14 protein-coding genes are annotated in these 15,847 nt (G+C 70.0%); 6 read left to right on the forward strand and 8 right to left on the reverse strand.

All coding sequences use genetic code 11. From position 1 onward, the window contains the following. The first annotated feature begins 309 nt into the window (after positions 1 to 309). A complete protein-coding gene (locus tag ACWFRJ_RS18870) occupies positions 310 to 495 on the forward strand; it encodes a hypothetical protein (RefSeq protein ID WP_453531584.1) in 186 nt (61 codons plus the stop codon). 267 nt (positions 496 to 762) lie between these two features. Here ACWFRJ_RS18870 and ACWFRJ_RS18875 read toward each other — a convergent pair whose 3' ends face one another. From ACWFRJ_RS18875 to ACWFRJ_RS18895, 5 genes are read right to left on the reverse strand one after another with little or no spacing between them, the layout of a single operon-like run. Continuing rightward, positions 763 to 1,998 carry a styrene monooxygenase/indole monooxygenase family protein gene (locus ACWFRJ_RS18875; RefSeq protein ID WP_453531587.1) on the reverse strand — a complete coding sequence of 412 codons (1,236 nt, stop codon included), beginning with the start codon at positions 1,996 to 1,998 and terminating at the stop codon, positions 763 to 765. 39 nt (positions 1,999 to 2,037) lie between these two features. Beyond that, positions 2,038 to 2,667, reverse strand: coding sequence for a GTP-binding protein (locus tag ACWFRJ_RS18880; protein ID WP_453531590.1), 630 nt, complete (start codon positions 2,665 to 2,667; stop codon positions 2,038 to 2,040). After that, the gene (locus tag ACWFRJ_RS18885) at positions 2,648 to 3,052 is read right to left on the reverse strand and encodes a DUF742 domain-containing protein (protein WP_389903243.1); all 405 of its coding nucleotides are present in this window, start codon (positions 3,050 to 3,052) and stop codon (positions 2,648 to 2,650) included. The genes ACWFRJ_RS18880 and ACWFRJ_RS18885 overlap by 20 nt, the downstream gene beginning before the upstream one ends. Further along, a complete protein-coding gene (locus tag ACWFRJ_RS18890; RefSeq protein ID WP_453531593.1) occupies positions 3,049 to 3,585 on the reverse strand; it encodes a roadblock/LC7 domain-containing protein in 537 nt (178 codons plus the stop codon). The genes ACWFRJ_RS18885 and ACWFRJ_RS18890 overlap by 4 nt, the downstream gene beginning before the upstream one ends. Further along, entirely contained in the window at positions 3,582 to 6,527 is a 2,946-nt protein-coding gene (locus ACWFRJ_RS18895; protein WP_453531596.1) for a nitrate- and nitrite sensing domain-containing protein, read from the reverse strand. Before ACWFRJ_RS18895 ends, ACWFRJ_RS18890 begins: the two co-directional genes overlap by 4 nt. Positions 6,528 to 6,883: 356 nt before the next feature. Here ACWFRJ_RS18895 and ACWFRJ_RS18900 point away from each other — a divergent pair, with 356 nt between their 5' ends. After that, positions 6,884 to 7,729, forward strand: coding sequence for a protein phosphatase 2C domain-containing protein (locus ACWFRJ_RS18900; RefSeq protein WP_453531599.1), 846 nt, complete (start codon positions 6,884 to 6,886; stop codon positions 7,727 to 7,729). Positions 7,730 to 7,839: 110 nt separating this feature from the next. Here ACWFRJ_RS18900 and ACWFRJ_RS18905 read toward each other — a convergent pair whose 3' ends face one another. Continuing rightward, complete coding sequence (locus ACWFRJ_RS18905; protein ID WP_453531602.1) at positions 7,840 to 8,364, reverse strand: MarR family winged helix-turn-helix transcriptional regulator; 525 nt, start codon at positions 8,362 to 8,364, stop codon at positions 7,840 to 7,842. A 247-nt stretch (positions 8,365 to 8,611) separates the two neighbouring features. On the opposite strand from ACWFRJ_RS18905, the gene ACWFRJ_RS18910 reads away from it, so the two are divergent. Further along, a complete protein-coding gene (locus ACWFRJ_RS18910; RefSeq protein WP_453531605.1) occupies positions 8,612 to 9,454 on the forward strand; it encodes a lysozyme in 843 nt (280 codons plus the stop codon). 70 nt (positions 9,455 to 9,524) lie between these two features. Here the strand turns inward: ACWFRJ_RS18910 and lon are convergent, their stop codons facing one another. Beyond that, the gene (lon, locus tag ACWFRJ_RS18915) at positions 9,525 to 11,939 is read right to left on the reverse strand and encodes an endopeptidase La (RefSeq protein WP_453531608.1); all 2,415 of its coding nucleotides are present in this window, start codon (positions 11,937 to 11,939) and stop codon (positions 9,525 to 9,527) included. A 137-nt stretch (positions 11,940 to 12,076) separates the two neighbouring features. Next, positions 12,077 to 12,904 carry a rhomboid-like protein gene (locus ACWFRJ_RS18920; RefSeq protein ID WP_453531611.1) on the reverse strand — a complete coding sequence of 276 codons (828 nt, stop codon included), beginning with the start codon at positions 12,902 to 12,904 and terminating at the stop codon, positions 12,077 to 12,079. Positions 12,905 to 13,084: 180 nt separating this feature from the next. Here ACWFRJ_RS18920 and ACWFRJ_RS18925 point away from each other — a divergent pair, with 180 nt between their 5' ends. The 3 genes from ACWFRJ_RS18925 (at position 13,085) to ACWFRJ_RS18935 (ending at position 15,694) form a co-directional block, all read left to right on the forward strand. Continuing rightward, complete coding sequence (locus tag ACWFRJ_RS18925) at positions 13,085 to 13,789, forward strand: spermidine synthase (protein ID WP_453531614.1); 705 nt, start codon at positions 13,085 to 13,087, stop codon at positions 13,787 to 13,789. A gap of 65 nt (positions 13,790 to 13,854) precedes the next feature. Continuing rightward, the gene (locus ACWFRJ_RS18930) at positions 13,855 to 14,595 is read left to right on the forward strand and encodes a response regulator transcription factor (RefSeq protein ID WP_383269477.1); all 741 of its coding nucleotides are present in this window, start codon (positions 13,855 to 13,857) and stop codon (positions 14,593 to 14,595) included. A 13-nt stretch (positions 14,596 to 14,608) separates the two neighbouring features. After that, complete coding sequence (locus tag ACWFRJ_RS18935) at positions 14,609 to 15,694, forward strand: HAMP domain-containing sensor histidine kinase (RefSeq protein ID WP_389903260.1); 1,086 nt, start codon at positions 14,609 to 14,611, stop codon at positions 15,692 to 15,694. Positions 15,695 to 15,847: the final 153 nt, after the last annotated feature.

The following is a 15,847-nucleotide window of genomic DNA, read 5'->3' on the forward strand; positions in this document are numbered from 1 at the left end:
GCCAAGCGCATCCACCTACGCCTATACACGGAGCGTGATCGGTGCAGGCCCCCTCGCTGCGCCACAAAGCCCACCCACCCACCCGGCCGCCCGGCCGGGTAACCGCAGGTCACGGGCTTGCGTGTATGACATTTCCTTCGGAAATCGCGAACGTCGAGACGCAAGACGACGGTCGCGTACGGTGATGAACGTCGCCCGAACGGGCGAGATCCAGCGGGGTGCCGACTTGAGGCGGCACCCCGCTGATCCCCTACAGCGGTCGGCGCTCCCTACCAAAAGAAGCCGACCGCACTCCCAGAGGAGGTACCAATGAGCATTGCACAGCCCAATCCGCCTACCGGGCCGGTGGCCCTAAGTCCGACGCGCATCTACGCGACTGGTGGCGTCGCGCTCGTGACCAGCCTTGCGGCACCCGAGGAGCCGCAGTGGCTTCGCCCCGTCGCCGCAGTCAGCATCTACGCCCTCGGTGCAGTGAAGGTCGTCCTGCGTAAGTAGCTGCCAGCCATTGGCAGTCGGGAGCCGCTCCGCCCCCTGAGGGCACAACAGCTTCAGGCGGGTTCAACGGCAACCAACGCCAGCAAACGCCGTTTTGCCTGCTCAGCGGCTTAGCTTGACAGTCTCCGCAGAGAATGCCCGAAGGGGCAGCACCCCCGCACAGGGTGCTGCCCCTTCGTGGTGATCCGGAGCCGACGCCGCACGGCCAGCTTCGAGGCAAGCCCCGGGCCCCAGAACGGGGAGCAGGAGCCGCAGGTCGGGCGACCGTCAGGCCCCGGAGAGCGAGCTCAGGTACGCGCCCGTCTTCTTCGGGTCGTAGAAGAAGTTCTCGAAGTCCGTCGGGTCGTTGAAGCCGTTCGCGAAACGATCCGCCACCGGCTGCAGTTGGCCCGCCGCGCCGATCAGGTTCAGGATGTGCTCCGGCGGCGGCGACAGCATCGCGTTCGTCCACTTCGTGGTGTGCTGGGCCGTCTCCCAGTAGCCGTCGAACGTGGACTGCATCCACTCCTCGTCGAACGGCTTGTCGCCGTGCGAGACGATGGAGGAGAGGTACGACGCCGCGCACTTCGACGCCGAGTTGGAGCCCTGACCCGTGATCGGGTCGTTGGCGACCACCACGTCCGCGACGCCGAGGACGAGACCGCCGCTCGGCAGCCGCCCGATCGGCTTGCGGACCGTCGGCGCATAGCGGCCGGACAGCGTGCCGCCCGCATCCGTCAGTTCGACCTTGGTCGCCCGCGCGTACTCCCACGGCGTGAACTTCTCCATGAGCTCCAGCGTCAGCGCCAGGTGCTCGGAGGGGTCCTTGACCCCCTGGAAGACGTCGAGGGGGCCGCCGGGCAGGCCCTCCCAGAAGAGGATGTCCGCGCGCCCGGACGTCGTCAGCGTCGGCATGACGAAGAGCTCGCCCACGCCCGGCACCAGGTTGCACCGCACCGCATCGAACTCGGGGTGCTCGGGCCGCACGCCCATCCCGTGGACGTAGGAGACGGCGAGGGCGCGCTGCGGCGTGTCGTAAGGAGAGCGCGAGGCGTCCCGCTCGAACATCGAGACGAGCTCGCCCTTGCCCGCGGCGACGAGCACCAGGTCGTACGTGCGCGAGAAGTAGTCGAGGTCCGAGACCGCCGCACCGTGGATGACCAGCTGGCCGCCCCGCTGCGCGAACGTCTCCATCCAGCCCGCCATCTTCACGCGCTGGTCGACGGACTGGGCGAACCCGTCCAGCTTGCCGACCCAGTCGATCACGCGGGAGGAGTCGGGCCCTGCCACCGAGACGCCTGCGCCCTCGATCTTCGGGGCCTGCGACTCCCAGAAGTTCAGCTGGAGGTCGCGCTCGTGCTGCAGCGCGGTGTGGAACATGCACTGCGTGGACATGACACGGCCGGACCTGACCTCGTCCGCCGTGCGGTTGGACATCAGGGTGACCTCGTACCCCTGTGACTGGAGTCCGAGAGCGATCTGGAGCCCGGCCTGACCAGCTCCGACGACGAGTATCTTCCGCATGCGGCTACTTCTCCTACGTACTGGTAAAACCAGAAAGAGCTATTCGGGGGTTGTTTCGAGGGCGTGGCCGACCAGCGAGAGCAGAGCCTCGATCGCCGAGATCCGCTGCCTCGCGTCCATGATCAGCACCGGTATGTGCGCGGGGACCGTCAGTGCGTCGCGGACGTCCGCGGGCTCGAACTCCTCGGTGCCGTCGAAGTGGTTGACGGCCACGATGTACGGCAGACCACAGCTCTCGAAGTAGTCGAGCGCGGGGAAGCAGTCGGCGAGCCTGCGGGTGTCGGCGAGGACGACGGCGCCGATCGCGCCGCGCACCAGGTCGTCCCACATGAACCAGAAGCGCTGCTGCCCCGGCGTACCGAAGAGGTAGAGCACGAGGTCGTCGTCGAGCGTGATCCGGCCGAAGTCCATGGCGACCGTGGTCGTGGTCTTGTCCGGGGTCGACGTGAGGTCGTCCGTACCCTCGCTCGCCTGCGTCATCATCGCCTCCGTCTGGAGGGGCGTGATCTCGGAGACCGAGGTGACCAGGGTCGTCTTGCCGACGCCGAAACCGCCCGCCACCACGATCTTCGTCGCGATCGGGGCCCGGGTGCGGTCCGTCTGCCAGGCTTGCAGGTTCTCGTCCGGGTCGGGGCCCGGGTGGCGGAGGTCAGAGACGGCGGAGTCCACTCAGCACCCTTTCCAGCAGCGCGCGGTCCGGCTGTCCCGGGCCGTGGCCCGTCCCGTACACGCGGATCTTTCCCTGGTCTGCGAGGTCGCTGAGCAGCACGCGGACCACGCCGAGCGGCATCTTCAAAAGCGCGGCGATCTCCGCGACCGTACGCATACGGCGGCAGATCTCGACGATGGCCCGCATCTCCGGCATGACGCGGGCGATGGCGTCGCCCTGCGGCAGTTCGCGGCGCTCCTCGGGAGCCTCGAGCGCGGCCACGAACGTCTCGACGAGCAGGACGTGACCGAATCGGGTGCGCCCGCCGGTGAGCGAGTACGGGCGTACTCGGGCGGGTTTGCGATCGCCGCCCCGCTGGGGGAGCTTGCCGGGCTTACTGCTCATCGGACGCTCTCCATCGACTGGCGCAGTTCACTGCGGAGTTCGGGGGTGAGGACATGCCCGGCGCGGCCCACGAAGAGGGCCATGTGGTACGCGACGACGCTCATGTCGCAGTCCGGGGTGGCGTGCACACCGAGCAGCGAACCGTCGCTGATCGACATCACGAAGAGGCTGCCCTCCTCCATGGCGACGACCGTCTGCTTGACCGGCCCCGAGTCCATCAGCTTGGAGGCGCCGATGCAGAGGGAACCGACACCGGACACGATGGTGGCGAGGTCCGCGCTGGAGCCTTTGGGGCCCGAACTGTTGTCGACCGCCTGCTCGTTGTTGCGTGCGGGGTCGGAGGAGAGCAGGAGCAGTCCGTCGGAGGAGACCACGGCTACCGAGAGCAGCCCCGGCACGTCCTCGACGAGGTTGGTGAGCAGCCAGTGCAGGTTGCGTGCTTCGCTGCTCAGGCCGAACCCGGCGGTTCTCGCACCGCCGGTGGAAGTACTGCTTCCGGTGGATGAACCGGGTGAGCGCATGGGCGCAGTCAACTACTTGCCTCCTCGACTGTGTCCCCCATGGTTTCTTCGGTCCCTTTGCTCTCTTTGGTCTCGTTGGTGGTGTTGGACTCGTTGGTCTCGTTGGTCTCGTCGTTGCGGTCGTTCAGTTCGGCCTCTACGTCGCGACGGCCGCTTATCGCTCCCTGGTGGAAGCCCCCCAGGCGCTTGCGCAGCGCTTCGGCGTCCACGGAGCCGCTGCGCGCCTTGGGCACGGTGGGCTCGGGTGCGGTGATCTTGGGCGTGCGCTTGGGGAGCCCCTTGTCGGTGACGCGCTCCCACTTGGGGGCGGGAGCGTCGTCCTCGGGGGCCTCCGGGACCGGCGGAAGGACGAGCTCCATGGTCGTCTCGGGCGAAGCCTCGGGCTCGGGCTCAACCTGGACCTCGGGCTCGGGCTCAACCTCGGGCTCCGCTTCACGCACCGCCTGCTCCGCCGCCGCGATCAGCGGATCCGCGTCGGGGGCGGTCGCCACAGCCCCCGCCGTACGCCCCGGCAGCACATTGGAGTTCGCCTCGGCCTCGGAGCCGGGCAGATGCAGCGCGGGCGCAGCCCCGGCGACCGGAACACCCACCGGAGGCGTACCCACCGCGGGTGCCGCGGCGAGGATCGACTTCGGCAGGACCACGACGGCCGCGATGCCACCCTGCTTCTGCTCGCGCAGCCGGACGCGCGCACCGTGCCGCGCGGCGAGCCGGGCCACGACATAGAGGCCGAGCCCGAGCCCGTCCCCGCTCTCCTGGTCGTACGCGTCGTCCGGACGGAACTGAGCCAGGCGGGTGTTGAGCTCGTCCATGCGGTCCGGCGTGACCCCTATGCCCTCGTCCTGCACGGAGAGCATGACCTCGCCGCTCTCCAGGAGCCAGCCGGAGACCTCGACGGAGGCGTCCGGCGGCGAGAACGAGGTCGCGTTCTCCAGGAGCTCGGCGACCAGGTGGCTGATGTCGTCCGCGGCGAAGCCGGCGACGTGCGCGTGCGGCGGCAGCGTGGCGATACGCACCCGCTCGTACCGCTCGATCTCACTGACGGCGGCGCGTACGACGTCGACGAGCGGGACCGGGCCCGGGTGCTGGTGGCCGTGCTCGGCCCCGGCGAGGACCAGGAGGTTCTCGCTGTGGCGGCGCATGACCGTGGCGAAGTGGTCGAGCTTGAAGAGCGTGGCGAGGCGTTCGGGGTCCTGCTCGCGGTCCTCGAGGTTCTCGATGACCGCGAGCTGCCGCTCGACCAGGCCCAGGGTGCGCAGGGCCAGGTTGACGAACGTGCCGTGGATGGACTGCCGCACCCGCTCCAAGTGGGCGGCGGCCTCGGCCAGTTCGGCGCGCAGCTTCTCGCGCTCGTCGGCCATGGACGTGCGCTGGCCGATGAGGTGCTTGCGGTCCGCTTCGAGCGTGGTCAGGCGCTCGGTGAGGGCCGCCGCGTGCTCGTGCAGCGCGTTGACGGACCGTACGACCTGGGCGAACTCGTCGTCGCGGCCCGTGAAGCGGATCGGCTCCTGGGGCGCGGGCTCGGTGGCGAGGCGGGCCGAGCCGATGCGCAGGACGGCGAGGGGGCGGGTCAGGCTGCGGGCCATGCCCATGGAGACGCCGACCGCCACGAGCAGCGTGACGCCGATGAGCGCGACGCGGATCTCCAGTGCCGTCACGTCGTCGTCGCGCAGCTTGGCGAGGTCCTTGGTCCGCTGCACCGTGAGCGCGGACTCGGCGCCGCGCATCATCTCGATGCGGGCGGAGAGCGCGGTGTCCAGCTTCTTGCGGTCGTAGCCCTGCTCGGCGGTGGAGAGCGTGGGCTGGTCGGTGAGGCGGGAGAGGTACTGCTCCGCCGTCGTCACCTCGCTGCCCGTGACCGTCGAGTCGTACGTGCCGCGGGCACCGTCCGTGGCCGCGTCCCGGAAGTCGGCGATGGCCGCCTGTTCGCGCACGTGGGCCTGCTGGGCGGCGGCGCTGAGGCCGTCGCGGCGCTTGTTGTAGGCGGAGGTCGCGTCGTCGACCACCGTGGTGGGCAGGCCGGTGACGGGGTCGACGGCGGTGTTCGTCTCCGTGGAGCGCGGGACGGCGAGGGTGGCGAGGAGCAGGCCGCGGGCGCTTGCCGCCTGCTCGACGGCGTGGTCGAGGTCGGCGAGCGCGTAGGCGCCGGAGCCCGCGCGGGGTGGGGTCTTCTCAGCGAGTTCGCGGGTGACGCCATGCAGTTCGGTGATGGCCTTCGAGTACGCCGTGTGGGCTTCCAGAGCAGTGCTCTTGCCCGTGAGCGCCGCTCTGCGGACGGCGCCGATGTTGTCGAGTTCGCTGCGCAGGGACAGTGAGCCGCCGATCGTCCGCAGCTCGGCGACCTGACGGTCGACACGGGCGCTGCGGCTCTCGGAGAGCCCCTTGCCCTGCGGGCGGCCCGACGCGATGAACGAGGTGACCTCGTCGCGCTCGTCGGCCAGCGAGTGACCGAGGGACACGGCGTCCTGGGTGCGCTCGGCGAGGGTCACCAGGTTCTGCGCGTCGCTCAGTTGTCCGGAGGCGGCGACGATGGCGGGCGCTCCGGCGCCGGCGATCGCGGCGGCCACGACGGCGACGGCGACGATCAGCCGATTGCGTACGCGCTTGGTGGGCTTGGAGTTGACGGACTTCACCGGCTGTACGGGCTTCGCGGGCTGCTGCACGGACTGCGGCAGTGGCTTGGAAGCCTTCGCGGGGTCTGCGTCGACGGGCTCGGGGCGGCCTGCGCCGACGGGCTCGGGGCCTGCACCGACGGGCTGCGCGACAGGCTTCTCCGTCTCCGCGGAGTCCTGTCCGGCTACGTGCCCTGCCGCCGCGTTCTCAGCCGCGTCGCTCTCTCCCGCCGCATGCTCGGGCGAACGCTCCGTAGGGGTGGTCGCGCCCGGCGTGGCCCCTTCAGGAGCCGTCTGCTTGCCCTTGCGCCCAGGCCGCATCTTCTGCACCGGTGCTCGCATTCTTGTTCTTCGTCTGCCCATGAGCCCGGGTGACGATCCGTCAACACACGCGCCCCCCGGTACGGCTCCAGACCCTTCCAGTGCCGATGGGTGGCAGTCGTGCATCACATGCCTGGCCACCCGAAGGAGTGAACATCGGCGGGGAGTTGGCGAGCAAGTCCCGACGTGGACCGAAAGTACCGGCCACGGCGGGCCGGTTGGACGCCGACCGCAGGCTTTGGCAGGATGCGCCGCCACACGCCGACGGAAGTGATTATTCCGACCGAAATCCGGCGTCTGACCTGCTGGTCCGGGCCGATCCCCGCCTGTCTTCGACCGCCGGGTGACCTTGTGAAGGCCTCGTGCAGACTGACGGAATGCGTATCGAACTCGCCACCGAGCCCGGAGACCCCGCACGCCCCAACGAGGACTATGCCGCGGTCATGCTTCCCGCATCCGGACAGGGTGGATCGCTCGTCCTTCTCGACGGAGTGACTCCGCCTGCCGGAGATGACGGCTGTCTGCATTCCGTCCCTTGGTTCACGGCGCGACTCGGAGGCGCACTGGGGGAACTGTCCGTTTCGCGACGGGATATGACGCTCACTGAGGTCCTCGCGGCGGCGATCGTGCGCACCGCGGACGCCCATTGTCAAACCTGTGACCTTTCTCACTCACGTACACCTCAGGCGACCGTGGTTCTGGTGCGTTGGGACGACGAACGGGTCGAGCACCTCGTCCTGTCCGACTCCGCGCTCCTGCTCGCGGGCCCGGACGGCTCGGTCACGCCGGTGCTCGACGAGCGCCTCTCGGTACTGCCGCCGAGGGTCCGCGAGATGCGCGACGCCGTCCGCGCGCTGCCCCGCGGCTCCGCCGAACGCGAGGTCGCGGGCCGCGCGTACGGCGCCGCGGTCGAGGCCCTGCGGAACGCGGAGGGCGGTTTCTTCACGGCGGCGGCGGACCCGTCGGCGGCGGCACGCGCGATCACCGGCACGTCGCCCCGCGCGGAGGTGTCCGCGGTGGCGGCCCTGACGGACGGGGTCGGCCGCTGGGTCGAGACGTTCCGCGCGGGCGACTGGACGGAATGCTTCGAGCTGCTGCAGAAGGACGGGCCGCAGCGCCTGGTGGACCGGGTGCGGGAGTTGGAGCGCGCGGACGCCGATCGCGCGGCGTTCCCCCGAGGCAAGCGGCATGACGACGCGGCGGTCGTTTACGCGGAGTGGTGACCCGGGGTCCGCCCCGGCGAGAGCCCGGGTCTCGTCCGCGGGTACTTCGTGACTGGTCGCGCCCACGCGGCGAAGCCGCACATGTCAGAGCCTCGCGCCCTTTCGGGCGCTCAGGACTCCGCGGACTCGTTCAGCTGACGCAACAAGCGCGCAAGCTCCGCCACCTCCGCCCGGTCCCACCCGGAGAGCTGCCGCACGTACCGCTCCCTGCGCCCCGCCCGGACCTCGCGGAACCGCGTCCCGCCCTCCTCGGTGAGGTGGACGAGCCAGGCCCGGCCGTCGGCGGGGTCGGGCTCGCGGGCGACGAGGCCCAGTTCCTCCAGGGCCCGCAGCTGCCGGCTCATCGTCGCCTTGCCGACGCCGATGTACGCGGCGAGGTGCGTGGCCCGCTGCGGGCCCGAGTCGTCGAGGCAGACCAGGAGTCCGTACGCGGCGGGTTCCAGGTCGGGGTGGACCTGGCGCGCCATCTCGCCGGACGAGGCACGTGCCCGGCGCAGGAGCAGGGTCAGTTCCCGCTCCAGGGAGAGGAACTCGCGGTCGACCAGCCTCTCCACGCCCTGCCTGCCCATGCCGGCCCCACCATCGTTCACGTCGACTCGTCCGTCGTTCTCGCCCTCGTGCACTTCAGCACCCATGGCACGCTTTCTTTCCGGATCATGAGAATTTTCCATCGCCGCAGCTCGACCAGTATTTCGTAACGCCCTGTGGAACCACGCCGAGGACGCCGCCGCAGGAGTAGACCAACGGCAGGCACAAGAACCCCTTCCCAGCCACGGGTCTACGTGCGTAGCGTCGTACGTGACATGTTCACACCACGAACCTGTCGACAGGTCCCCCCACGAGCTCCATCGAGCTCAATCGAGGCCTAACGGAGGCACGCACATGCCCGTGCACAGACCCGGAACGCCCCGCCGCTCTCGTTGGTCAGCGGCCGGAATCCTGCTCTCAGTCCTCTCCGCCCTCTCCCTCCTCCTCACCCTGCCGGGCGCCGCACAGGCCGCCGGCGGTGACGACGTACCGGCCCGCGGCACGGCCCGCATGGGCCAGGGCGTCATCGAGCACGACGGGCAGGGCAGTCTCCCGCCCGGTCGCGACGCCGCACAGACCGAAGGCGTCGACGTCAGCAGCCACCAGGGCAACGTCGCCTGGGCGACGCTCTGGAACAGCGGCGTGAAGTGGTCCTATGTGAAGGCCACCGAAGGCACGTACTACAAGAACCCCTACTTCGCCCAGCAGTACAACGGTTCGTACAACGCGGGCATGATCCGCGGCTCCTACCACTTCGCGACGCCCGACACGACGAGCGGCGCCACCCAGGCCAACTACTTCGTGGACAACGGCGGCGGCTGGTCGCGGGACGGCAAGACGCTGCCTGGCGCGCTCGACATCGAGTGGAACCCGTACGGGGCGGCCTGCTTCGGCAAGTCCCAGTCCGCGATGGTCACCTGGATCCGTGACTTCCTGAACCAGTACAAGGCGCGCACCGGACGTGACGCCGTGATCTACACGGCCACCAGCTGGTGGAAGGACTGCACCGGCAACTACGGAGGCTTCGCAGCCAACAACCCGCTCTGGATCGCCCGTTACAACACTTCTCCGGGCGAGCTGCCCGCCGGGTGGGGCTTCCAGACGATGTGGCAGTACACCTCCACGGGCCCGACGGTCGGCGACCACAACAAGTTCAACGGCGCCCTGGACCGGGTGCAGGCACTCGCCAACGGCTGAGCCCCCCTGTGCGTGGGAGGGCCCGGAACCCCTTACAGGGTCCCGGGCCCTCACTCACCGGCCACCTCCGTCACGCAGCGGCCGGAACCCTCACCTCGGCCTCGGTCAGGGCCAGGTCGAGCACCTGGCGGACATCCGTCACCGGGTGCACGTCCAGCTTCTGCAGGATCTCGGCCGGTACGTCGTCCAGGTCGGCCTCGTTCCGCTTCGGGATGATCACCGTGGTGATCCCGGCGCGGTGCGCGGCGAGCAGCTTCTGCTTGACGCCGCCGATCGGCAGGACGCGCCCGGTCAGCGAGACCTCACCGGTCATGGCCACATCCGTACGGACGAGACGGCCGCTGAGCAGCGACGCGAGTGCGGTCGTCATGGTGACGCCCGCGCTCGGCCCGTCCTTGGGGACCGCGCCCGCCGGGAAGTGGATGTGCACGCCGCGTTCCTTCAGGTCGGCGACGGGCAGCTCCAGTTCGGCGCCGCGCGAGCGCAGGAAGGAGAGCGCGATCTGCGCGGACTCCTTCATCACGTCGCCGAGCTGACCGGTCAGGGTCAGTCCCGCGGCGCCGGTCTCCGGATCGGCGAGCGACGCCTCCACGAAGAGGACGTCACCTCCCGCGCCGGTGACCGCGAGCCCGGTCGCCACGCCCGGCACCGCCGTGCGCCGCTCGGCCGGGTCCTGCGCCGACTCGGGCACGTGGTGCGGGCGCCCGATGAGACCGCGCAGGTTGTCCTCGCCGACGGTGAACGGCAACTCCTGCTCGCCCAGTTCGTGCTTGGCCGCGACCTTGCGGAGCAGCCGCGCCACGGACCGCTCCAGGTTCCTTACGCCCGCTTCCCGGGTGTACTCCCCCGCGAGCTTGCGCAGCGCGCTCTCGTCCAGGGTCACCTCGTCCGTCTTCAGGCCCGCCCGCTCCAACTGGCGCGGGAGCAGGTGGTCGCGGGCGATGACGACCTTCTCGTCCTCGGTGTACCCGTCGAGGCGCACCAGCTCCATACGGTCGAGCAGCGCCTCGGGGATGGCCTCGATGACGTTCGCCGTGGCCAGGAACACCACGTCGCTCAGGTCGAGCTCGACCTCCAGGTAGTGGTCGCGGAAGGTGTGGTTCTGCGCCGGGTCGAGGACTTCGAGCAGGGCCGCCGCCGGGTCGCCGCGGAAGTCGGAGCCCACCTTGTCGATCTCGTCGAGGAGCACGACCGGGTTCATGGACCCGGCCTCCTTGATGGCCCGCACGATGCGTCCGGGCAGCGCGCCGACGTACGTACGACGGTGTCCGCGGATCTCCGCCTCGTCGCGTACGCCGCCGAGGGCGACCCGCACGAACTTGCGGCCCATGGCGTGCGCGACGGATTCACCGAGCGAGGTCTTGCCGACGCCGGGCGGACCGACGAGGGCGAGCACGGCGCCGCCACGACGGCCGCCCACGACCCCGAGTCCGCGGTCGGCACGCCGCTTGCGCACCGCGAGGTACTCGGTGATGCGCTCCTTCACGTCCTCGAGGCCCGCGTGCTCGGCGTCGAGGACGTTCTGGGCGCCCTTGATGTCGTACTCGTCCTCGGTCCGTTCGTTCCAGGGGAGTTCGAGGACGGTGTCGAGCCAGGTCCTGATCCAGGAGCCCTCGGGCGACTGGTCGCTTGAGCGCTCCAGCTTGTCGACTTCCTTGAGGGCGGCCTCGCGGACGTTCTCGGGGAGGTCGGCTGCCTCGACGCGCGTGCGGTAGTCGTCGGACTCCTCGCCGTCCTGCTCGCCGTTGATCTCGCGCAGTTCCTTGCGCACGGCGTCGAGCTGGCGCCGCAGCAGGAACTCGCGCTGCTGCTTGTCGACGCCTTCCTGTACGTCCTTGGCGATGGACTCGGCGACGTCCTGCTCGGCGAGGTGCTCGCGCAGCTGCTCGGTGGCGAGCTTGAGGCGGGCGGCCGGGTCGTCGGTCTCCAGGAGCTCGATCTTCTGCTGGGTGGAGAGGAAAGGTGAGTAGCCGGAATTGTCGGCGAGGGCGGAGACGTCCTCGATCTGCGTGACGCGGTCGACGACCTGCCAGGCGCCCCGCTTCTTCAGCCAGCTGGTGGCGAGGGCCTTGTACTCCTTGACCAGCTCGGCGACGGCGCCGGGCAGGGGATCGGGAACGGTCTCTTCGACCTTGATCCCCTCCACCCAGAGCGCGGCACCCGGCCCGGTCGTCCCTGCGCCGATCCGCACACGGGAACGGCCGCGGATGAGGGCGCCGGGGTCGCCGTCGGAGAGACGCCCGACCTGCTCGACGGTGCCGAGGACGCCGGTCGCGGCGTACGTCCCGTCGATGCGCGGAACAAGAAGGACCTGCGGCTTGCTGCTGCCAGTGGAGCGGGCCGCCGCCTGGGCGGCCTCGACGGCGGCGCGTACGTCGGCGTCGGACAGGTCGAACGGAACCACCATGCCGGGCAGGACAACCTCGTCGTCGAGCGGCAGCACGGGCAGCGTAAGTGGTGTGGACGCCTTGGACTCAGAAGTCATGATCTCCCCTTCGGCATTCAAGTTGAGCTATGTGGACTCAATGCTCGTGAGTCCTTGAATGTTCCCCAGGGGGTGTTCGCTGTGAGCGATCAGTTGTGAGCGGTCGGCTGTGGGCGGTCAGCTGTGAGCGGTCAGCTTCAAGCGCGCGGACGGCGCCGCAGCAGCGGCCACGTGGCGACACCGAGCGAGAGCGCGAGCAGGTGGCCCCAGTTCGTCATCGGGTCCGTGAACGCGATCAGGTCGTCGAGCAGCATGCCGCCGAACACGGCGAGCACGAGCCACCGCAGCCACGGCCTGAAAAGGCCCGCCAGCGCGCCGACGCTCGCCGCGACGCCGAAGCTGATGCCGTAGTCGAGCCGGTGCAGGGAACTGTCGGGCAGATGGCCCGCGAGGACCGAGAGACCGACCGGGACCTCGGTCGCGAGCGTGGCCACCATGTGGCCGAGCAGGAAGACGCCCGCCGTGCGCAGCGCGCCGATGCGGCGCTCCAGGGCCGTGAGGACCAGCAGGAAGCCGATCGCGTACGGCGACGTGATGCCGCCCGCGATCCACAGCGCGCTGGCCACCAGGACGAGGAACGGCTCCTGCGTCAGGTGCGCGACGTCCGTGCTGGAGTGCCGGTGCAGGGTCGAGATGAGGGACGGGTCCGCGTGCTGCGTCAGGAGTGACGTCGCGGCGAGGATCGCGGCGTAGCCGAACGTGAAGGGCGTGCCCGTGGGGGTCGGAAGCAGGCGCCAGGGGCGCAGGCGGCTCTGGCTCAGGCGTCTCAGGCGGGTCTGGCTCGGGCGTCTCAGGCCCAGGTGTCTCAGACGGCCCGGAGGGACAGCGTCGTTCGCCGCCCGAGGCCCAGGGGCAGCCGTCTCGACCGCCACGGGCCCGCGCTCCCGCTGGCACGGGATGCCGTCAAGGCCGGGCGGGGCGGTCTCCTCGGGTGCCGCGGGGGCAGCCGGCACACTGCGGTTCACGGTGAGGCGCTCCTTTTGTTCCGTTCCACCCTTGGCCGCTTTTCCGGGCGCTGTCTATGATCCGGGCCACGTGTAGCGCGAATCACATCAACCTCACAGGTCACAGATGCGTCCGCATCGGGCCGCGCCGCGTTCCGAGTCTCCCCACGAAGCCGGGCCCGCACTCATACGCTGGCGGGCATGCTCACCGACACCACCGCCCCCGTCGTCATCGACCGGCGCGAGGGGCCGTACGGCGAAGTCGTGCTGCGGCGTCACGGTGCGCTTCTGCAGATCATCGCCAACGGCTGTTTCCTCATGGACACCTCGGACGGCCGCTCGGAGCGGCTGCTCGTCGACGTGGCGCACGACGCCCTCGACGGCCGCCCGGAGCCCCGCCTCCTGATCGGCGGCCTCGGTGTCGGCTTCTCCCTCGCCCACGCCGCGGCCGACCGGCGCTGGGGCCGTATCACCGTGGTGGAGCGCGAGCGGGCCGTCATCGACTGGCACCGCTCGGGAGCGGATGCCCCGCTGGCCGAGCTCTCCGGCGCCGCGCTCGCCGATCCGCGTACGGAGATCCTGCACACAGACCTCGTGGGCCATCTGTCCGGTGCCGACTCCTGCGACAGCACCCGGAAAACGTACGACGCCCTCTGTCTGGACATCGACAACGGACCGGGCTGGACGGTCACGGAGGACAACAACTCCCTCTACTCTCCCGCCGGTCTGGCGGCCTGTCAGGCTCGCCTCAACCCCGGCGGAGTGCTCGCCGTGTGGTCCGCCCAGCCCTCGTCCGCTTTCGACGACGCTCTACGGAATGCCGGGTTCCAGGCGGTACGGACGGAAGAGATCCCCGTTGCCCGAGGCGTACCCGACGTGGTTCATCTCGGCGTAAGGGCTGCGTAGCCGAGGTGCCTTCGCGACCCGTACTCTGCTGACCGAACACAAGCGATCAGTGTCAGGGGCGGGCGATGGAGCAGACACACACCTCCCACAACGGTGCGACGGCGGCGATGCCAGGCGCCCAGCGCCGGGTTCTGGTGGTCGAGGACGACCCGACGATCGTCGACGCCATCGCTGCCCGGCTACGCGCCGAGGGTTTCGTTGTGCAAACGGCGGTGGACGGTCCTTCGGCGGTCGACACCGCACAGGCTTGGCAGCCCGATCTGCTGATCCTGGACATCATGCTGCCGGGCTTCGACGGGCTCGAAGTGTGCCGGCGGGTACAGGCCCAGCGGCCGGTTCCGGTCCTCATGCTGACGGCGCGCGACGACGAGACGGACATGCTGGTCGGGCTCGGCGTCGGCGCCGACGACTACATGACCAAGCCGTTCTCCATGCGGGAGCTGGCGGCCCGCGTGCACGTGCTGCTGCGCAGGGTCGAGCGGGCGGCGCTCGCCGCGACCACGCCGCGCAGCGGGATCCTGCGGCTCGGCGAGCTGGAGATCGACCACGCCCAGCGGCGGGTCAGGGTCCGCAGCGAGGACGTACATCTGACGCCGACGGAGTTCGACCTGCTCGTCTGCCTGGCCAATACGCCGCGTGCGGTGCTCTCGCGCGAGCAGCTGCTCGCCGAGGTGTGGGACTGGGCGGACGCGTCGGGCACCCGTACCGTCGACAGCCACATCAAGGCACTGCGCCGGAAGATCGGCGCCGAGCGGATCCGTACGGTGCACGGCGTGGGATACGCCCTGGAGACCCCGACCCCGTGAGGCGGGCCATTCGATGAGTGGACCCTTTGGCGGCCTGCGGCCGTTCTCCATCAAGACCAAGCTCGGCACCCTCGTGGTCGTCTCGGTCTTCATCACCACAGGTCTGCTGATGGTGGCGATGAAGACGGAGACGGAGCTGCGCTTCATCACCGTCTTCTCGGTGATCGCCACGCTGCTGATCACGCAGTTCGTGGCCCACAGCCTCACGGCGCCCCTGGACGAGATGAACTCCGTGGCGCGCGCCGTCTCGCACGGCGACTACACGCGCCGTGTGCGCGGCGCCGACCGCCGGGACGAGCTGGGCGACGTGGCCACCACGATCAACCGCATGGCGGACGATCTGGAGGCCCAGGACCAGCAGCGCAAGGAACTGGTCGCCAACGTCTCGCACGAGCTGCGCACCCCCATCGCGGGCCTGCGCGCCGTCCTGGAGAACGTCGTCGACGGAGTCTCCGCCGCCGACCCGGAGACCATGCGTACGGCCCTGAAGCAGACGGAGCGCCTGGGGCGGCTCGTGGAGACACTGCTTGACCTCTCCCGCCTGGACAACGGCGTCGTACCGCTGCGGGCCCGCCGCTTCGAGGTGTGGCCCTATCTGTCGGGCGTCCTGAAGGAGGCCAACATGGTGGCCTCGGCCCGCGCGGGCATCGCGTCGGGCTCCGGCAGCCATACGCGTACGGACGTGCATCTGCACCTGGACGTCACGCCGCCCGAGCTGACCGCGCACGCGGACGCCGAGCGGCTGCACCAGGTCGTGGCCAACCTCATCGACAACGCGGTCAAGCACAGCCCGCCGCACGGCCGCGTCACCGTGCGCGCCCGGCGCGGCCTCTACCCCGAGTCCCTGGACCTGGAGGTCCTCGACGAGGGCCCCGGCATCCCGGAGTCGGAGTGGCACCGGGTCTTCGAGCGCTTCAACCGCGGCAGCCATGCCAACACCCCGCCGCAGGGACCCGGCAGCGACGGCGGCACCGGACTCGGGCTCGCCATCGCGCGCTGGGCGGTCGATCTGCACGGCGGACACATCGGAGTGGCCGAATCCCCTCGCGGCTGCCGCATCCAGGTCACCCTTCCGGGCCAGCCCGAAGTGCGAAGTTGACGTAGGGTTCGAAAAGGAAGCGATTCGCGGGCGCATCGGAAGCGCGCTCGGGTGACGCAGCCGCGCCGGGCAGGGCCCGCGCGGCCATCTGGCGTTGCAGAACCTCGCTTGTTTCCCGCCATTTACGTCGCCGAAACCCTTCTTCCAATGTGA

The organism is Streptomyces sp. NPDC055239 (genome assembly GCF_053606205.1).

What these genes read in the sequence shown, in the direction of transcription:
- ACWFRJ_RS18870 (WP_453531584.1), top strand. Translation starts at nt 310, where the DNA reads ATGAGCATTGCACAGCCCAATCCGCCTACCGGGCCGGTGGCCCTAAGT.
- ACWFRJ_RS18875 (WP_453531587.1), bottom strand. Translation starts at nt 1,998, where the DNA reads ATGCGGAAGATACTCGTCGTCGGAGCTGGTCAGGCCGGGCTCCAGATC.
- ACWFRJ_RS18885 (WP_389903243.1), bottom strand. Translation starts at nt 3,052, where the DNA reads ATGAGCAGTAAGCCCGGCAAGCTCCCCCAGCGGGGCGGCGATCGCAAA.
- ACWFRJ_RS18895 (WP_453531596.1), bottom strand. Translation starts at nt 6,527, where the DNA reads ATGCGAGCACCGGTGCAGAAGATGCGGCCTGGGCGCAAGGGCAAGCAG.
- ACWFRJ_RS18900 (WP_453531599.1), top strand. Translation starts at nt 6,884, where the DNA reads ATGCGTATCGAACTCGCCACCGAGCCCGGAGACCCCGCACGCCCCAAC.
- ACWFRJ_RS18905 (WP_453531602.1), bottom strand. Translation starts at nt 8,364, where the DNA reads ATGGGTGCTGAAGTGCACGAGGGCGAGAACGACGGACGAGTCGACGTG.
- ACWFRJ_RS18910 (WP_453531605.1), top strand. Translation starts at nt 8,612, where the DNA reads ATGCCCGTGCACAGACCCGGAACGCCCCGCCGCTCTCGTTGGTCAGCG.
- lon (WP_453531608.1), bottom strand. Translation starts at nt 11,939, where the DNA reads ATGACTTCTGAGTCCAAGGCGTCCACACCACTTACGCTGCCCGTGCTG.
- ACWFRJ_RS18925 (WP_453531614.1), top strand. Translation starts at nt 13,085, where the DNA reads ATGCTCACCGACACCACCGCCCCCGTCGTCATCGACCGGCGCGAGGGG.
- ACWFRJ_RS18930 (WP_383269477.1), top strand. Translation starts at nt 13,855, where the DNA reads ATGGAGCAGACACACACCTCCCACAACGGTGCGACGGCGGCGATGCCA.
- ACWFRJ_RS18935 (WP_389903260.1), top strand. Translation starts at nt 14,609, where the DNA reads ATGAGTGGACCCTTTGGCGGCCTGCGGCCGTTCTCCATCAAGACCAAG.